Source organism: Hymenobacter sp. FMD4 (assembly GCF_058932745.1).
Genome location: NZ_JBZYWH010000004.1, coordinates 232042 through 249046, shown reverse-complemented (window position 1 = coordinate 249046; position 17005 = coordinate 232042). Strand labels below are relative to the sequence as shown.

Here is a 17005-nt window from a genome sequence, read left to right as displayed (position 1 = left end):
GCAGAGCAGACGATATCCAGATGGAGCTTAATACAGAAGCGCCCGGCAACTTTGCAGTTGCCGGGCGCTTCTGTGAAAGGGAATTGCTAGTTGCAAGGCTCCGTCTTAGCTATTTCCATTGTAATCAATGGTGGCGGTGCTTGGCAGATGGTAGTACGTGGGCCTAAGGCTGCCTGCTCGGCTTCAGTGGCCTGATGCCCCGTGAAGTACACTTTTTGCCCAGGGCGGCGTAGTGCTACGGGCAAATTGATGACGGTAAGGGCAAAATCATGTTGCGTGCCGGTCGAGTCTACCCACGGATACGTGTTGATATCCGGCTTCGTCAAGGCAATTACAAAGCCGTAAGAGCCTGATGGCATGCCACAATGCCGCCCGATTACGGTCGCCTCAACGCACTGTATAGTGTAGTCGTCGTCGTTGGCACAGCCGGCGAACGAGCCAGCCACTGCCGCCAACGACAGCATTGCCAAAGCTGAACGGTATTTCATGATTACGGGACAATAAATGTGGTAATGACAAGAGGACGGAGCCGGCGCGAAGGTTGCAGGCTACTGCTGCCAACAGTATACTGACTTGAAAGATTCTACAGCGCGTACTCGGCCAGTGCCCGTGCGATGTCGTGAATGTTTCGGTCGTTGCGGAACGTCTTGCTGATGGGCTCAGCCATGCCGCGTATCCAGATTTTGAGTTCTGCGTCCAAGTCAAAGTGGCCGGTAGTTTCCATGCTGAACCGCTCGATACTGCGGTAGGGCACGCTCAGGTAGTCGCGCTTTTTGCCCGTCACGCCCTGTTTGTCGACCAAAACCAAGCGTTTGTTGGTGAAGATAATCTGGTCGCGGATGATGGCGTAAGCTTTTTCTACACGTTCATCAGAAGCTAGGATACGGGTAAGTTCTTGTTGAATTTCCTGCGTATCGTTTTCGGACGCGTTGCCGAGGAGGCCATCGAAAATACCCATGGTTGGTGTAGATGTTAAGAATGTGAAATACTTATACGCGCGGCGGCTGCTCGGCTTAGTGGTCGTAGCTAACGACTCGGGTTACTTTCCACTCATCGCCTTGCTTTTTCCAGATCATCATGTTCTTAAAAATGCCGCAATCGTCCTTGCCATTTTCTAAGTGGCAGAACTTGTGCAAATGCGTTTCAACCGCTCCGTAACCAGGAATTGAATAGACCTCTAAGGTGCCAGGCACTAAATCGCGGCGTAGGCCGGTATTCTGGTTAGACGCGAAAAGTTTTTGAAAACCATTGATGGTCTGTTCGTAATTGGTTAGGCCGCCTTTGTCGTGGTAGAATTCTACATCAGGGGCAAAGAAGGTTTTGAGCTTATCAAGGTCATGACGGTTGAAGGCATCGAACATCAGGCTATCCATCCGCGCAATGGTCCGATAAAGCTCAGTGCGAGCGGCAGGGTTACCAGATGGCTGAACCTGCGCAGTGGGCTTAGCAGAAGTGCAAGAATGTAGCAATGGCAGCAACGCCAGTAGTGTTCGTAATGAAATATGCTGCGTAACCGTCATGATTATAGAATTGGGAATAGCAATGTGCATAAAAGAAAACAGCCGAACCAAATGGCCCGGCTGTTATAAGTTGATCAGCAGTGGGTCTTAATTGCTGCCGCCCGTACTGCCGCCACCCTGCTGCGGTTGCTGCGACGATACATTGCGTTGCTGCATCGGGTTTGAGGTAACCTGCTGTTGCTGCTGGAACGCCTCGAAGCGCGAGGGCGCCAGCTTGCGTGGGAAGGCGTTGTTGGAGAGGTCCGTGTCGGCGGTTTGCAAGAAGGGGTCTAGGGTAAAGGACGCCACCGGCTTTTCGGTTACGAATACCTTGGTCACCTCGGCGTTGTTGCGGCGCCAGATTTCGGCCGGGATGTTCACCACTTCCTGCGTGCCGTCGTTAAAGGTCATCTGCACGATGACGGGCATTACCAAGCCGCCGTGATTTTTCAGGTTTACCTGATAGAAGTTCAGCCCCTTGCTCAGGATTTCCTGCTGCTTGGGGTCGAGCGTGGATACAAGTTTCTGGTAGCGGGCCTTGTCGGTGTCGGTCACGGCCAGCGGGTCGAAGGAGTTGTAGAAGTCCTTCAGCTCGGGTTTGTCGTCCACCAGCGTCTTCTGGATGTCCTTCAGGTTGCGCTGCTGCGAAAGGGTCTGCGGCGAAGCGTTCAGCTCCTCGCGGCGACGGGCATTCTCGATTTCAGGGTTCTTCGAGTCGGCCTTGTACCACTGCACGCCTTCGATGCTGATGTCGGTGTGTTCGGTGCCGTAGAACCAGCCACGCCAGAACCAGTCGAGGTCGACGCCCGAGGCGTCCTCCATGCTGCGGAAGAAGTCGGCGGGCATGGGGTGCTTATAGGCCCAACGCTGGGCGTAGGTCTTGAAAGCGTGGTCAAAGAGTTGGCGGCCCATCACCGTTTCGCGCAGGATATTCAGGGCCGTGGCGGGCTTGCCGTAGGCGTTGTTGCCAAGCTGCAGCACCGATTCCGAGTTGGTCATGATCGGATTCTGCAGGCTCTTATCCATGCTCATGTACGGCACAATCTGGCTCGGCTCGCCGCGGCGCGAGGGATAACCCCGTTCCCATTCCTGTTCGGTGAGATACTGCATGAAGGTGTTCAGGCCCTCGTCCATCCACGTCCATTGCCGCTCATCGGAGTTTACAATCATCGGGAAGAAGTTGTGGCCTACCTCGTGGATAACCACCGAAATCAGCCCGTACTTGGTAGCTGCCGAGTAGGTGCCATCTTTCTCGGGGCGGTAGCCGTTGAAGCACAGCATGGGGTATTCCATGCCGCCGATGGGGCCGTGCACCGAAATGGCCACCGGGTACTGATAAGGCACCGTCATGCGCGAGTACACACGCAAGGTGTGCGCTACCGACTCGGTAGAATACTTACCCCAAAGCGGGTTGGCCTCTTTGGGGTAGTAAGACATAGCCAGCACTGGCTTGCCCTCAATCTTCAGGCCCATGGCGTCCCAGATAAACTTGCGCGACGACGCCCAAGCGAAGTCCCGCACGTTTTTGGCGGCATAAGTCCAGGTTTTGGTGTTCTTGGCGCGGCCTTGCTCAGCTTTGGTCGCCTCGTCCTGCGTCACAATTTCTACCGGGCTCTTGGCATTCTGGGCCTGCTCCAGGCGCTTGCGCTGGGTGGCAGTGAGCACCTGCTCGGCGTTTTGCAAAGTACCCGTGGCCCCTACCACGTGGTCGGCGGGGGCAGTGATGCTCACGCGGTAGTCACCGAAGGGCAGCGTGAATTCGCCCTGGCCGAGGAACTGCTTGTGCTGCCAGCCGTTTACGTCGTCGTACACGGCCATGCGCGGGTAGAACTGCGCTATTTCGTAGAGGTAGTTCTTATCCTCGGGGAAGAACTCATAGCCCGAGCGGCCGCCAGTGGCTTTCTGGTCGTTTACCGTGTAGTGCCACTTCACCGAGAAGGTAACGGACTGCTTCGGGGCTAACGGCTGCGGCAAGTCTACACGCATCATGGTGTAGTTGATGGTGTAAGGCAGCTGCTTGGAGCCGCCTTTCATCCGCACGTCGTCGATTTTGAAAGAGCCATCGAAGCCCGTGCGCTGGATGTGCTCCAGCGCCTGAAACGACATGCGGTCCTTCAGCTCGGCCGTTTGGGTGAGAGCTGTCATGGAGTTCGGCGCGTAAATGTTCGCGTCGAGCTGCAACCAGAGGTAGGAGAGCTTGTCGGGAGAGAGGTTGGTGTAGGTGATGTCCTCCGAGCCGGTGATGCTCTGGTTGTCATCGTTGAGCGTCACCTTGATGTTGTAGTCGGCGCGCTGCTGCCAATAATCCTTGCCTGGAGCGCCAGAGGCGGTCCGGTAGGTATTGGGCGTGGGCAGCTCCGTGCCGAGCTGGGCAAATTTATCGGTGCCGGAGTGGGCTTGTTGCGCCACCGCCGGGGCGGCAAACAGCGCCGCAAAGCCGGCGGCTAGTAGTAAACGAAAACGCATGGACGGTGAGTGAGACGAAATGGGCGTTTAAGGTAGCTGGTATCCGGCAAAATTCTAGTTAGCCACGAAGGGTGCTACCGATAACAGTCAATAACACAGCTCAATTGAAAAGGCTGCGTGTTGGTTTGGGTAGAAAAGCGGTAAGCTGAAAAAAAGTGCCCTTAACGAGGCCGAAACTGCTGTTCAGCTGCCCGTAACCTGCCCCAGCAGCAGTATGATGGCAATGCCCGCTGCCGCCCCGCTCACTACCAGCACCCAATCGCGGCGCGCGGCGCGGAAGCCGCGCAGTACTACAAAGCCGAGAATCAGAATCAGCGCCACAATCAGTAGCTGACCGATTTCGACACCAAGGTTAAAGGAAAATAGCTCTAGTACGGGCTGGCTTGTCTGGCCCAGCAGCTCGCGCAGGTAGTTGGAAAAGCCTAAGCCATGGATCAGGCCAAACACAGCGGCTAGCACATTAGGCAAGGCCCATATGATGGGCTCGTTGCGGCGCGGTTCGCGGCCGGCGCGCAGTAGGTTCACAAGGCAGGTCAGCAGGATGGTCACCGGAATCAAAGCTTCGATAACCGCCGTCGGAAACTGCACGATGCCCAGCGTGGCCAGCGCCAGGGTGACGGAGTGCCCAATGGTGAAGCTGGTAACCAGCGCCACCACCCGGCGCCAGTCAGCCAGCACGTAAGGCGCACATAAAGCCAGCAAGAACACCAGATGGTCGTAGGCCTGCAGGTTAAAAATGTGGAAGAATCCTAGCTGCAGGTAAGTCTGGAAAACGGACATGCGGCAAAACTAGGATTTGATTTGGCTTTGGCACGAGTCATGTAGGTCGTGACGTTATCTTGCATAGGTAACCCCCGTTTCCCGACCCCGATGCGTAAGCTGTTGTTCCTGATAGTCTGCTTTAGTTTGTTTACCGCCGTAGCCTGGGCCCAAAGCAGCCCTGCTTTGTCGGCAGGCCCGGAAGTTCCACCCACCGCCGTGCGACCCGCCAAGCCTGCCCCCGACACGGTACAGGCCATCCGGACGCTGTTTCGCAAACGCCGCAACGGCGGTACCGTGTTTACCGCGGCTGGAGGTCTGGTGCTGCTAAATGGTGTATTGTCGGGGCCGTTTGCCCTGAGTCCTGGCACGTCGGCTGCCGTGTCGGCTCCGCTGCTGGGCTTGGGCATCAGTAAGCTGGTGCGCTTCGGCAGCAAAAAGGAGGAAGCCTACATCAAGCAATACCAACAAGGCAAGTCACTGCCGCGAGCCATCCGCCGCCGCCTGCGGCCGGAGTATTTTCAGCCTGACAGGAAGTAGGCTTAGGCAATGGCCTATTTGCACCCTGGAAAAAGCAACGAAGCCGGCGCTATAGCGTCGGCTTCGTTGCTTTTTCCAGGGTGCTTCTAAAAGGGCCTGTATTTGCTTGGTTGTTAGTAGTATCAATGGTAAAGTGATTAGCTTTGATACCCAAAATTCTTTCACTGTCACTTATTGATGCACACTTACTCTCTTCTCTCGCTGCGCCGCAAAGTCGGCTTGTATCTGGCCGGCCTGCTGCTATTGGCCTCTTCTGCCGCTCACGCGCAGGACGTCGCTCTAAAGGGCGACGTAATCATGGTCGATAAAAAGCCTTACGGCAAGCTGATCAAGTCCGGCGGCATGCTCAAGGACTTTACCCTGCGCACCCTCGACGACAAAGACGTGATGCTGGCCAAAGGCAACATCACCCAGCTGCCCAACAACGAAACCTTCATCTACTACATGATGACCTTTCAGCCCGGCGGCGAAACGGCCGAGATGGGCAAGGAAGGCCTGAACTTCGCTACCCAGCTGGCCAACGCCCTGGTGAAGCAGAACGTGATGCGCGACGGCCAGCCAAACCCCGAAGGCATTGCCAGCTTCGTACAGACTTATGGCACCAAGCTCTCGGCCAAGTACGCCGACGAGAAAGCCAAGCAGCTGAGCGCGGAGCCGCTGAAGTACGTGACGGTGGAGCGCAGCCGCGGCGGCCAAGCCCAATTGAGCGGTAGCCGTCGGGGCAAAAACAAGTTCGATGTGATGCAAGGTGGCAAGGTCATCGGCTACATGGATCTGCAGGAAGATGCCAAAGGCGTGCAGAAGTGGAACGTGACGCTGCCCGATGGCCTTAACATCGCCGAAGCCGACATCCAAACCTGGAACCTGGACATGCCCGGCGCCCGCGACGTGCAGTATAAGGTGCTGGTGAAAAAAGACAACAAGTATCACAACCGGGGCGCCGTGGGCGGTGTGAGTGCCGCGCAGCAGGATTTGCTCAATTTCCTGGTTAGCGGCGGCTACCTGTAGTCCAGATTATCTTTCGCTTTTTTATACCCCGCTGACCTCAAGTCAGCGGGGTATATTTTTCGCGGTGGTGAATGTCGTCAGTAGCGGCGCAACCATCTGGGTTGCGTGCGGCTCTCCGTAACGGTATTTACTCCAATTCATTATGCCCAACCGCTGCTTACCAGCCGTATCTAGCTGTTCGATATTGTTGATTGGTGCGATGCTGCTGTTGAGGACGCCCGCAGCGGAAGCTCAAGCGGCCTTATCCAATCTGCAGACAATTGCTGGAGCAGTGAGGCGCACCCGGTTGGATACGGTGCGAGCGGTGCGCCGACTCTTCCAAGACCGGGACGCGGGCAGTACTGGGATGGTTGGTACCGGCTGCGCGTTGATTGTTGGTTCTGCCTTTGCCGCCTGGGCGCCTAAAGAAGTGGTGGGCCGTACGCCGGCCCCAGCACTAGGTCTGCTCACTAGCGGCTTTACCCTTGGAGCTGGTCTGATGCGCATGCGGCGCTACCGGCCCGCTCGTCGCGACCAAGTATTGGCGGCCTACGAGCAGGGCGAGGTGCTGCCCGCATACGTGCGGCGCCGGCTCAAACCAAAGTACTTTCAGTATCATTATTGATGAGCCTAGCTGGTCGGGGCAAATCAAAATCAAAAAGCCCCGTCGGCGCAGTGCCGACGGGGCTTTTTACTGAATTAGAAAAGCTTACTGCTTCACGATGCGGCGGGTGTCGTTGCCGCCCTCGGAGGTGGCGCGCAGGATATACACGCCCGCCGGCAGGGCCGAAAGGTCCAGGGTCTGCTGGCCCTGGCCCGCGGGTACGGTCTGGCGGGTTACCACTTGGCCCACGGCGTTGAGTACGGTCAGCTCCACGGCCTGGCGGTAGCCGCTCAGCGCCACGGTCAGGCGGCCGTCACGCGTGGGGTTTGGGTAGAGCTGCAGCGCGGAGCCGGCTAGCGGCTTCACCGAAGAGTTGACCACCAGCGGCGCCGAGGCTTGCGAGGCGCAGCCCTGGGCCGAAGTCGTCACCACCGTGTACGAGCCGAACTGGGCCGCCGAGCTGACCACGTACGTCGCGTTGGTGGCCCCGGCGATGGGCGCCCCGTTCAGCAGCCACTGGTTGCCCGTCGCGGCCGAGCTGGTCAGCGTCGTCGTTGCCCCGTTGTAGACCACCGTCACGGTCGGGCGCGCCGGTACCGCGTTGATCGTTACCTGGGCCGTGGCCGTCACGGCCGCGCAGCCGCCGGCAGCGGCTACGGTGTTGGTCACCGTGTAAGTACCGGCCGTGGAGGCAGCCAGGTCGATAGCACCGGTCGTGGCGTTGATCGACAGGCCCGTGGTCGAGCTGAACGTGCCAGCCGAGGCACCCGTGCCCAGCGTCGGCGTTACCGAGCCAGTAGAGCCAGCGCAGGTGTTGCCCGTCGCGGGGTAGCTGAACGTGGCCACCTGCGGAGCCGTGATAGTCACGCTAAAGGTGCTGGTTACGGCAGCGCAGCCACCGGCGGCAGCCACAGTGTTGGTCACGGTGTAGGTGCCAGGCGTCGACGTCGAGGGCGTGATGGCACCGGTAGTGGCGTCAATGGTCAGGCCAGTCGTCGATGAGAAAGTGCCAGCCGTAGCGCCGGTAGCCAGCGTGGGCGTGGCGGCCGTGGTAGCCGAAGTGCAGTAGCTAGTAGCGGCGTAGCTGAAGCCGGCCGTGGCCGGAGCCGTGATGGTTACTGTAGCTGTGCCCGTGCACGAGGCACCAGCCGAGTAAGTCACGGTGTAAGTGCCAGGCGTGGAAGCTGCCAGGTCGATAGCACCGGTGGTGGCGTTGATCGACAGACCCGTAGTCGAGCTGAACGTGCCACCGGTAGTTCCCGGAGCCGTTGGTGTGGGGGTGGTGCCGCTCGTGCAGTACGTAGCGCTGGCGTAGCTGAAGGTCGCGTTGCAAGCGGCCGGAGCAGCCAGCACGAAGAAGTCGTTGCCGGGCGTCAGGTTCTGCACCGAGGCGATACCCGTGGTGGGCGTGGTAGCTGGAGCGCCACCCAGCGAAGCGTAGTTGCCGGCGGCCGTAGCGGCTTGGGCTACCACGGCCGTGGCCGGGTCTACGCTGGTGTCATCGGCACCGTAGCTCAGCTGCACAGTAGCAGTAGCGGGCAGGTTGGCCGTGTTTTCCAGGCGTACATAGCGCGTGGGGTTCAGGGTGAGCAGGGTGCCCGTGCCGCCCGTAGCGCCGTTTATTACCGTAGCAGTATAAATCTGCTGAGCCGTGTTCGTGATGCCATTGACCACTACCGGGCGCCAGCCAGCGGCGTCGCCTACGGCGAAAGTGCGCGACACAGCCGTGGTGCTGTTTACTGCAATGCCTAGCGGACCATTTACGTAGCTCGTGGCCGAGCCCGTAGGAATAGCGCCAGCGCTGGGGCCCAACACCACTGGGTTAGCCGCCGAAGTAGTCAGAACACCGGCAGTTAGGATCAGCGAAGCGTTCGATACGCCGGGTACAGCCACGGGGCCACCAGCCAGCGTTACACCAGCTGGGTTGGAGATGCTGATTACATCTACCACGCGGTTGGTCGGAATTTCGAAGCCGGTGGTACGGCTAGCCGTTTCCGGGCCGTAAATCAACTGCAGGGCACCGGTGCCGAGGTTGAAAATAGGCGCTGCAGCAAACGAGCCGCTGGTACGTGTGTTTGCGGCTACCCCAATTTGGATAACGTTGAACACAGCCGAACCATCACCAATGGTGAGGTTGCTGACGCCACTCAGGTCACCGGTAAAGAGGTTTACGCGTGAGGTCACTACCGGGCTGGTCAGCGTTACGCCGCCACCTGTGTTGTCCACCGTCAGCGCGCGGAGCGGGCTGATGATGGTGCCCGTGCCGCCGAGGGTCTGAGGCACGCTGCCAATAAAGTACAGGTTGCTGCTGGCCACGGTGCCGGTGATGGTACCGTTGTTGGTAATCGTAGGGCCTACCTGCAGGAAGGTGAAACCATTCAGGTTCAGGGTTGAGCCCGTGGTGGTAGTCAGGGTGCCAAACACATTGGTTTGACCCTGGCTGACAGCGCTTTTGGCGTTGGTAGTGTTATCGATGATCAGGTTCGGGAAGCTGCCCCGTACGCGGAAATCGAAATTGGTAGCCGTAGCCGCCGTACCGATGTTTACCGTGCCACCGGTGAAGGTGTAAGTGCCAGCTACGTAATAGTCCAGTGGCGTGGTGGCCGTGCTCCGCTGCACAAGGTTAATGGTGCCGCCGGAAATAGTAGTCGTGCCGTTTACGCCAAATGAAGGCGTACCGGATGTATTGCCAACGGTGCTTACGTTGATGGTGCCCCCGCTCATGTTGAAAGTCATGGCAGCGGCGGCCGTAGCCGACGTAAAGCTGGTGAAGCGGCCTACCGTGCTCATCGAACCGCCTTCCATAGTAAATATGGAGTTGGCGCCGAAGTTGATAGAGTTGCCGATGGAGTTGCCCACGTTGTAGGTGCCGGCCGTAATGCGAAGCAGGCCGTTTACCACGGGGGAGCCCGTTTGGGAGGATACCGTGAAGTTGGGGTTGTTCAGCCAAAAGCCACCGGTAGCCGGAATGATGTAGGACGCGGCGTTGCCAAACACACGGTTGGCGTACGTAGCCGTGCCCGAAATCTTCAACGTGCCCGTCATGTCGTCAGCCGGGGTAGTACCGGTAGTGCGCGTGAAGAGGAAGCCGTCGGTGGTGGTAGGGCTGCCTTTCACCGTGATGGTGGGCAGGTTCATGTCCACGATGTCGGCCCGTACCGATTTGGCCAGCGACATGGTCTGCAGGTCGGTAGTGCCGGTGCCGGTAAAGGTGGCGTCGCCGGCGCCGGTGAAGCGCAGGTCGGAACCGATGGTGCTGCTGGCGCTCAGGTCCAGCGTACCGTTGTTGGTCACACTGCCAGCTACCTGCAGCGAGTAGGCCGTGGTAGACGACGTGAGCAGGGAGCCGGTGCTGGCTACCGTCAGCGAGGCGCAGCTGGCAGCTACGTCCAGTGTCACGGTAGCACCTCCCACGATGGTTACGTCATCCGCAGCGGTGGGTACTACGCCACCGGCCCAGGTGGCCGCGTCGCTCCAGTTACCACCAGTGGCGGTGGAGCTGATGGCGGCGTGAATGCCCCGAGCGGCTGTGCGCGGCGTTTGGGCAGGAGCGGGCAGGGCCGCAGCGCGTGCTGGCAGGGCGGCCCGCGTAGCCATGGGCGCCAACGCTTGAGCCTGGCGTTGTTGGGCCTGAACGCCCATCAAGGGCAGCAGACCAAGCGTGGAGAGGACCAACGGCCGCACCAGTGTGCGTAGCGTTTGATTCACCGGCGTTCGGTCAGAACGTAAAAGGTGGGGCATATAATGGAAATAAATTGGAATGCAGAGCTAGGCACAGTGATGACCGGCTCATTGGAAAATGAGTCTTCAGTGATATGCCAAATTGGTTTGGAGATGTGCGGCGACTGCCCCAAGCGCGCACAAATAGGTGGGGCGGAATAGAGTAAGCGTCAGACGTAAATCGGCTCTTATGCTATAGGGCCGCCAAATATGCTTAAGAAAATACAATCAACTTATAGGGTTAATAAAATAAAGGTTGACAAGCACCACGGCCTCATCGGCTTAGTACCGACGGGGCGGTAGTGCTTATTAACGGATTGGGCTTCGAGGCTAAGTCATCGGGCGTATGAAAAGAGAAAGTCCTACTAAGCCTGTTCAGGCACTTTTCTCTGTCATTTCTTGAGGATAAGTACACGAAAGAAGTGCTTGAACAGGCTTAGTAGGACGTTACAGGGAAATAAATTAGATTTTTTCTATATTACTCAAAATCGAACCTTGACGATGGCGAATCGAGGCGCAGAGGATTGATAGGGGTACAAAACGTGGGCGTCCGTGTTGTTTCGGCGCGCGAGGGTGGTCGGACTTACGGCGCCCGTCGCGAAGCTACCGGTAGGACTGGCTGTGGCCCAAGCGTCGCCGCTAAACAGGCGAAATACTGTGCTCTGACTGCCCGATACAACCAGTAAGGTTTGCGGATCGAGTAGCAGCAAGCCATCGGCCCCCACTAGGCTTTGGGTAGTGGTAACCCGCGTAAAAGCCATGGGATTGTTGATGGGTACTTTGAACAGCGTGCCATCATTTGTCTTGGCTACGATCAGGTAGCCATCGGGGTGAAATACAATGCCGTTCAGTCCGAAGCCAGTGCCTGCGGACAACTGCTGGTCCTCCAGGAATACTGAGGGGTTGCCCTGCGGATCGACTTTGTAAATCAGCGGGGCGAAGCTATCGGTGATGTAGGCATTGCCCTCGGCATCCACTGCTATATCATTAGCGAAGTGTTGGCTGTTGGGGCGCAGGCTGCCCAGGTTGACGTAGGAAATCAGGTTGCCGTTGTCGGCATTGAAAATAGCCAGGGCGGCCAGTCGGCGCAGCGTGGCCGGGGTGGTACGGGTTGTATTGGCACCATTATCGGCCACGGCGGCCAGCACGCGCCGGCGGTTGGCGTCCAAGTTCAAGCCGATGGTAGAAATTAGCCGTGGCTCATCGGCCAGCTGAGTATAAATGCTATCATCGGTCACCGTGCCGATGCGGCCCTGGGTGCGGGAGCTGACCAGGAAACGGCGGTTCAGCTCGTCGTACTGAATGCCTTCGGGGGAAAGAGCAGCCTGAGGCACCGTGATTCTGTCCGGGCCGGCTGGCGTGGTGGCTACGTCATCGTCATCGTTGGAGCAGGCGGGCAGTACGGTGATAAGGCTCAGAGCCAAGACAACGAAGCGCAACTGAGCGAATGAGCGCCCGGCGCACGTGAGAAAGGATTGCGGCATGGTAAGCAGTATAAAAATCAGCGGATCAAATGGCTGGTTATACGCTGCTTAGGGCTGATATGACGAGTTGTTGCTTGGTTATTCGCTCAAGATGCTGCCGCGCCCGCTCAGGTCATAATAAAACCGATCTAAGTCACTGCTTGATAGTCCAACCTAGGGTCGCTTGAACATGACAATAACGCTCTACTAGCTGCACAGCGTAGATTCAATGTGTCCGCCAAGGATTGCGAAGAACCAAGGTGCTTTGGTTCTCAGCCGGGTCGTCTGGTAGGGGAGGTTCGGCACTTCATCAGCACTTGCCAGCTGTATGCCTGCGGCGTAGCGGTGCCGAAATAACGGGTGCGGGCCACCGCTTACCGGGCTTGAGGCAGACCGAGCAGGTATAGCTTCTTCGCCTTGCCCGAGATAAGTCCCGTTTCCCAAGTGTAGTCATCGGATTTCAACCCATCGAGCAGGGTCGCCATATCGCTCAATGTGTAAGTTCGGGCATTGGAAACGGCGCCATCCCATGCGAAACAAAAAGGAATGAAGGGCAAGACGTAAGTGAAGAGCAACTGTTTGACAGTCATGGGCCGCGCAAAGGGCGTGATAAACAGCGCCGTCAAGAAGTTCAGTGGCAGGGCCACCCACCACAAGGCACTGGGGAAGCTGTTGTCGCTAATTTCGTAGGCGCAGAATGGCTGGCGCTGCTCCTGAGCGTCTTGCAAGATGCGCCGCGCTACCTCTGGCCGCATGTGGTGCAGGCTGCAGATCATGGTACGAACGCCACGCAATTCCGAACCCACGTGAGTAGCATCGCCGGGGCGCGTTTCGTACCGGATTGTAGAATCCATCTGCCCATTGATGGCCGCCGCCAGTTCCAGGTTGGGGTAAAGGTCCGTCAGGGTAAGCCGCAAATTGCTCAGGCCGGGTTGGGCTTTCAGCGTTTGGTAAACGGTCAGCATCGGTCCGCCGCTGCCCGAGCACAAATCCACGATGGCGGCGGTTTCGGAGTGCGCCAGGGCCCGGTTAATTAGCTGCGTAAGGTCAGCCGATGAACCCAGCAGCCGGTGCATCACCACAATGAGGCGTGTCAGGCAAATGCGCAGCCAGTTTGGAAACCAGGCGAAGTCCTCGAACTCGAACAGGTGGATGCGTTTCATGGCGGAATGCGGCTAAGTGCCAGACCTGGTTTGCAGCAGCAACTTACAACGGCGTCGAGTTCAAACCATAGTGGAAAGGATATATCCGATTCCCCAAAAAAAGGCCCGCGGGCATACGGCTAGCAGACCTTTTGCTTTTACATTAATCCGGTGAATTGCACACGGGTTCTGCAGGCGCAGCGTAACTCGTACCAGCGGCTTGCTTGGCGGCTATGGCAAGCTGGTCACAAGTCAAGACTGCGCATAAACTGGCGCCAATAAAGGCGACCAATCGAACCGAAAGATCTACGCCCGAGCCGCTGGCCAGGCGCACGGTGCATTTGCAGCGAGGCATAGCAGCGCTTATTTTTGGAGAATCGTCTATTCTGAAATCTTCGCGATTCACCATGATTAAACTTCTACTCCAGTGCGGATTGGTAGTGAATTTGTCGGGACTATTCGTCGGTCAGGCAGTTGCACAGCAAGCCATGCCCACGGCGCCTGCTGATTCGGCCGCGCCAGTTCGCCCGGTTGTCCCTAGTGCGGCTCCGCCTATAGCCAAGCGTGCTACTTCTACCGATACCATTTACGCCGTCAGCACGCTGTTTCAGCGGCGGCAGATGGGAGGCGTAGGCTGGATAGTATCGGCAGGTCTGGTTACCATTCGCGGCATTGTCTCGGCCAGGAATGCTAATCAAACAATCATCAACGGGGTAGTGGTCGAGCAGAGCGATGCCAACATAGCCCCGGTGTTGGGAGTGGGAGGGGCCTTTATGGCTTACGGCCTGAGTAAGCTGGTGCGCTTCAACAACGGCCGTCTCGACGACATCTTGGCGGCCTACAACCAGGGCCAGCCGTTGCCGAAGTGGGTGCAGCGGCGGCTGAAGCCCAAGTTCTTCTTAGTGAAGCCCAAACGATAGTAAAACGTACTTCAGCCTCGGCCGAATAGATTATTAGTCAATCAGCTGCGAAAAAGCCTGCTTACCCGTTGCTTCGGCTTCTCTTTCAGTTGGTGCATGGGTAAGGACAAAGCCAAACGCCCTGCCAGCATCCGTACTGGCAGGGCGTTACTGCTATTGATTAATACGAAGATTGGGTGAATTACACGCCCGGAATCTGCACGTCCACGTTTTCAAACCGGATGTGCCCGTCTTCGAGCACCGCTTCCACCACGGCGTCCTTGCTCACGCGGCCGGAGAGAATTTCCTTCGACAGCTCGTTCAGGATCAGCCGCTGCAGCACACGCTTGAGGGGCCGCGCACCAAAGGTCGGGTCGAAGCCCTGCTCGCCGAGGAAGTCAAGTACTTCGTCGGTGGCTTCGAGGCGGATGCCAGCTTCTTCCAGCCGCTGCTGAATCTGCCGGAACTGGATGTCCACAATCTTGCGAATCTCCCGACGCTTGAGCGGCTGGAACATCACAATCTCGTCGATGCGGTTCAGGAACTCAGGGCGCATGTGCTGACGCAGGCGCTCCACCACTTCCTCGCGGGTGCGGTCCACCACTTCGTCGTGGTTGTACTCGTTCAGCTCCTTGAAATTGCGCTGAATGATGTCGGCGCCCGTGTTCGAGGTCATGATGATGATGGTGTTCTTGAAGTTCGCCACCCGACCCTTGTTGTCGGTGAGGCGGCCGTCGTCGAGCACCTGCAGCAGGATGTTGAACACGTCCGGGTGGGCCTTCTCAATCTCGTCGAGCAGAATCACCGAGTAGGGCTTGCGGCGCACGGCCTCGGTCAGCTGCCCGCCCTCGTCGTAGCCCACGTAGCCGGGAGGCGCCCCGATGAGGCGCGAGACCGCGTGACGCTCCTGGTACTCGCTCATGTCGATGCGCACCATGGCGTTTTCGTCGTTGAACAGGTACTCGGCCAGGGCCTTGGCCAGCTCCGTTTTACCTACCCCAGTCGTGCCGAGGAAGATAAACGAACCAATCGGGCGCTTGGGGTCCTGCAAGCCGGCCCGGGAGCGGCGCACGGCGTCCGAAATGGCCATGATGGCCTCCGACTGACCCGCGACGCGCTTGCCCAGCTCGGCTTCGAGGTTGAGCAGCTTCTCGCGGTCCGATTGCAGCATCTTGCTCACCGGAATGCCGGTCCATTTGGCCACCACCTCGGCAATGTCCTCGTGGGTGACGACTTCCTGCAGCATGGAGCCGCCGTCCTTGTTGGCGTTGGCCTGCTCCTGCAGGGTCTTGAGCTGGGCTTCGGCTTCCTGGATTTTGCCATAGCGCAGCTCGGCCACGCGGCCGTAGTCGCCTTGGCGTTCGGCCTGCTCGGCTTCCACCTTGAAGCGGTCAATCGATTCCTTGACGGTCTGGATGTTGGTCAGCACGTCTTTCTCGCCTTGCCAGCGGGCTTTCAGGGAGTCGCGCTTTTCGCTGAGCTCGGCCAGCTCCCGGTTCAGCACGGCTTCGCGGTCCTTGTTGTCTTCACGGCGGATGGCCTCGCGCTCAATTTCCAGCTGCATGATGCGGCGCTGCACCTCGTCCAATTCCACGGGCATGGAATTCAGCTCGATGCGCAGCTTGGCAGCGGCTTCGTCCATCAGGTCGATGGCCTTGTCGGGCAGGAAGCGGTCGGTGATGTAGCGGCTGGACAGCTCCACGGCGGCAATCACGGCGTCGTCGGTGATGCGCACGCCGTGGTGTAGCTCGTACTTTTCCTTGATGCCGCGCATGATGCTGATGGCATCCTCGATGGTCGGCTCGTCCACGGTCACGGCCTGGAAGCGGCGCTCCAGGGCCTTGTCCTTCTCCACGTACTTCTGGTACTCCTTCAGCGTAGTAGCGCCGATGGAGTGCAGCTCGCCGCGGGCCAGGGCGGGCTTGAGCAGGTTGGCCGCGTCCATGGCACCCTCGCCGCCCGCGCCGGCCCCGATGAGCGTGTGCATCTCGTCGATGAACAGGATGATCTGGCCTTCGGAGTCGGTAACTTCCTTGATGACGGACTTGAGGCGCTCCTCAAACTCGCCCTTGTACTTGGCGCCGGCAATGAGCAGGCCCATGTCGAGCGACATGATGGTTTTGTCTTTCAGGTTCTCGGGCACGTCGCCGGCCACAATGCGCTGGGCCAGCCCCTCCACGATGGCGGTTTTACCCACGCCGGGTTCACCGAGCAGTACGGGGTTGTTCTTGGTGCGGCGCGAGAGAATCTGCAGCACGCGGCGGATTTCCTCGTCGCGGCCAATCACCGGGTCCATCTTGCCCGTGCGTACCTGCTCGTTGAGGTTACGGGCGTAGCGGTTGAGGCTCTGGTACTGGTCCTCGGCCGTCTGCGAAGTCACTTTGCGGCCGCCGCGCAGCTCTTTGATGGCAGCTTTGAGGTCTTTGGTATTGAAGCCCGTGTCCTTGAGCAGGGTAGCCACCTGGTCACGCCCGTCTACGAGGGCCAGCAGCAGGTGCTCCACGGATACGTACTCGTCGCCGAACTCCTTGAGGAAGCCGTTGGCGCGTTGGATGGCGGCGGCGGCTTCGTTGGCAAGGTAGGGCGAACCGCCACTCACCTTAGGGTAGCCACCGACGATGGCATCCAGGCGCGGGGTCAGAATGTTCAGGTTTACGCCGAGCTTCTTCGCTAGAAACCCGGTCACGTTTTCATCCACCTGAAAGAGGGCTTTCAGGAGGTGGCCCGTCTCGATGGCCTGCTGCTGATGGCCGCCGGCAATTTCGGTAGCCTTCTGCACGGCCTCCTGGGCCTTGATGGTGAAGTTATTGAAGTTCATGATGCTAAGTCTGTTTCAGGTGCTCTGGTTAAGCTGATACGGACTTAGCAAATGGCGGGCTACTTGAGAAAATCGGACTTTTTGGCTGAGTTTGGAGTTTTGAGGAAA

General features: G+C 58.4%; 13 protein-coding genes. 4 read left to right on the top strand and 9 right to left on the bottom strand.

The window, feature by feature from the left end; genetic code table 11:
* Window positions 1-86: 86 nt before the first annotated feature.
* From AC5FXY_RS06420 to AC5FXY_RS06400, 5 genes are all read right to left on the bottom strand, one after another.
* Entirely contained in the window at window positions 87-488 is a 402-nt protein-coding gene (locus tag AC5FXY_RS06420) for a hypothetical protein (protein ID WP_493555819.1), read from the bottom strand.
* Between the two features lie 95 nt (window positions 489-583).
* Window positions 584-958, bottom strand: coding sequence for a PH domain-containing protein (locus tag AC5FXY_RS06415; RefSeq protein ID WP_493555818.1), 375 nt, complete (start codon window positions 956-958; stop codon window positions 584-586).
* Between the two features lie 55 nt (window positions 959-1013).
* On the bottom strand, window positions 1014-1520 hold the full coding sequence (locus AC5FXY_RS06410; protein ID WP_493555817.1) for a nuclear transport factor 2 family protein: 507 nt from the start codon (window positions 1518-1520) through the stop codon (window positions 1014-1016).
* Window positions 1521-1607: 87 nt separating this feature from the next.
* Complete coding sequence (locus AC5FXY_RS06405; protein WP_493555816.1) at window positions 1608-3965, bottom strand: M1 family metallopeptidase; 2358 nt, start codon at window positions 3963-3965, stop codon at window positions 1608-1610.
* A 183-nt stretch (window positions 3966-4148) separates the two neighbouring features.
* Window positions 4149-4745: a HupE/UreJ family protein gene (locus AC5FXY_RS06400; RefSeq protein WP_493555815.1), complete on the bottom strand. Its 597-nt coding sequence runs from the start codon at window positions 4743-4745 to the stop codon at window positions 4149-4151.
* Between the two features lie 90 nt (window positions 4746-4835).
* Here AC5FXY_RS06400 and AC5FXY_RS06395 point away from each other — a divergent pair, with 90 nt between their 5' ends.
* From AC5FXY_RS06395 to AC5FXY_RS06385, 3 genes are all read left to right on the top strand, one after another.
* The gene (locus AC5FXY_RS06395) at window positions 4836-5264 is read left to right on the top strand and encodes a hypothetical protein (protein ID WP_493555814.1); all 429 of its coding nucleotides are present in this window, start codon (window positions 4836-4838) and stop codon (window positions 5262-5264) included.
* A gap of 177 nt (window positions 5265-5441) precedes the next feature.
* Entirely contained in the window at window positions 5442-6272 is an 831-nt protein-coding gene (locus AC5FXY_RS06390; RefSeq protein ID WP_493555813.1) for a hypothetical protein, read from the top strand.
* 367 nt (window positions 6273-6639) lie between these two features.
* Complete coding sequence (locus AC5FXY_RS06385) at window positions 6640-6876, top strand: hypothetical protein (RefSeq protein ID WP_493555812.1); 237 nt, start codon at window positions 6640-6642, stop codon at window positions 6874-6876.
* Between the two features lie 84 nt (window positions 6877-6960).
* On the opposite strand, the gene AC5FXY_RS06380 is transcribed toward AC5FXY_RS06385, so the two are convergent.
* The 3 genes from AC5FXY_RS06380 to AC5FXY_RS06370 form a co-directional block, all read right to left on the bottom strand.
* Window positions 6961-10596: a beta strand repeat-containing protein gene (locus tag AC5FXY_RS06380; RefSeq protein WP_493555811.1), complete on the bottom strand. Its 3636-nt coding sequence runs from the start codon at window positions 10594-10596 to the stop codon at window positions 6961-6963.
* A 461-nt stretch (window positions 10597-11057) separates the two neighbouring features.
* Window positions 11058-12059: a gluconolaconase gene (locus AC5FXY_RS06375; protein WP_493555810.1), complete on the bottom strand. Its 1002-nt coding sequence runs from the start codon at window positions 12057-12059 to the stop codon at window positions 11058-11060.
* Between the two features lie 353 nt (window positions 12060-12412).
* Window positions 12413-13201: a hypothetical protein gene (locus AC5FXY_RS06370; RefSeq protein WP_493555809.1), complete on the bottom strand. Its 789-nt coding sequence runs from the start codon at window positions 13199-13201 to the stop codon at window positions 12413-12415.
* A 386-nt stretch (window positions 13202-13587) separates the two neighbouring features.
* Here AC5FXY_RS06370 and AC5FXY_RS06365 point away from each other — a divergent pair, with 386 nt between their 5' ends.
* A complete protein-coding gene (locus tag AC5FXY_RS06365) occupies window positions 13588-14100 on the top strand; it encodes a hypothetical protein (protein WP_493555808.1) in 513 nt (170 codons plus the stop codon).
* Between the two features lie 181 nt (window positions 14101-14281).
* Here AC5FXY_RS06365 and clpB read toward each other — a convergent pair whose 3' ends face one another.
* Entirely contained in the window at window positions 14282-16897 is a 2616-nt protein-coding gene (gene clpB, locus AC5FXY_RS06360; protein ID WP_493555807.1) for an ATP-dependent chaperone ClpB, read from the bottom strand.
* Window positions 16898-17005: the final 108 nt, after the last annotated feature.

Excerpts from the sequence above, each read along its gene's own strand:
- AC5FXY_RS06420 (WP_493555819.1), bottom strand. The coding sequence starts at position 488 with ATGAAATACCGTTCAGCTTTGGCAATGCTGTCGTTGGCGGCAGTGGCT.
- AC5FXY_RS06415 (WP_493555818.1), bottom strand. The coding sequence starts at position 958 with ATGGGTATTTTCGATGGCCTCCTCGGCAACGCGTCCGAAAACGATACG.
- AC5FXY_RS06410 (WP_493555817.1), bottom strand. The coding sequence starts at position 1,520 with ATGACGGTTACGCAGCATATTTCATTACGAACACTACTGGCGTTGCTG.
- AC5FXY_RS06405 (WP_493555816.1), bottom strand. The coding sequence starts at position 3,965 with ATGCGTTTTCGTTTACTACTAGCCGCCGGCTTTGCGGCGCTGTTTGCC.
- AC5FXY_RS06400 (WP_493555815.1), bottom strand. The coding sequence starts at position 4,745 with ATGTCCGTTTTCCAGACTTACCTGCAGCTAGGATTCTTCCACATTTTT.
- AC5FXY_RS06395 (WP_493555814.1), top strand. The coding sequence starts at position 4,836 with ATGCGTAAGCTGTTGTTCCTGATAGTCTGCTTTAGTTTGTTTACCGCC.
- AC5FXY_RS06390 (WP_493555813.1), top strand. The coding sequence starts at position 5,442 with ATGCACACTTACTCTCTTCTCTCGCTGCGCCGCAAAGTCGGCTTGTAT.
- AC5FXY_RS06380 (WP_493555811.1), bottom strand. The coding sequence starts at position 10,596 with ATGCCCCACCTTTTACGTTCTGACCGAACGCCGGTGAATCAAACGCTA.
- AC5FXY_RS06375 (WP_493555810.1), bottom strand. The coding sequence starts at position 12,059 with ATGCCGCAATCCTTTCTCACGTGCGCCGGGCGCTCATTCGCTCAGTTG.
- AC5FXY_RS06370 (WP_493555809.1), bottom strand. The coding sequence starts at position 13,201 with ATGAAACGCATCCACCTGTTCGAGTTCGAGGACTTCGCCTGGTTTCCA.
- AC5FXY_RS06365 (WP_493555808.1), top strand. The coding sequence starts at position 13,588 with ATGATTAAACTTCTACTCCAGTGCGGATTGGTAGTGAATTTGTCGGGA.
- clpB (WP_493555807.1), bottom strand. The coding sequence starts at position 16,897 with ATGAACTTCAATAACTTCACCATCAAGGCCCAGGAGGCCGTGCAGAAG.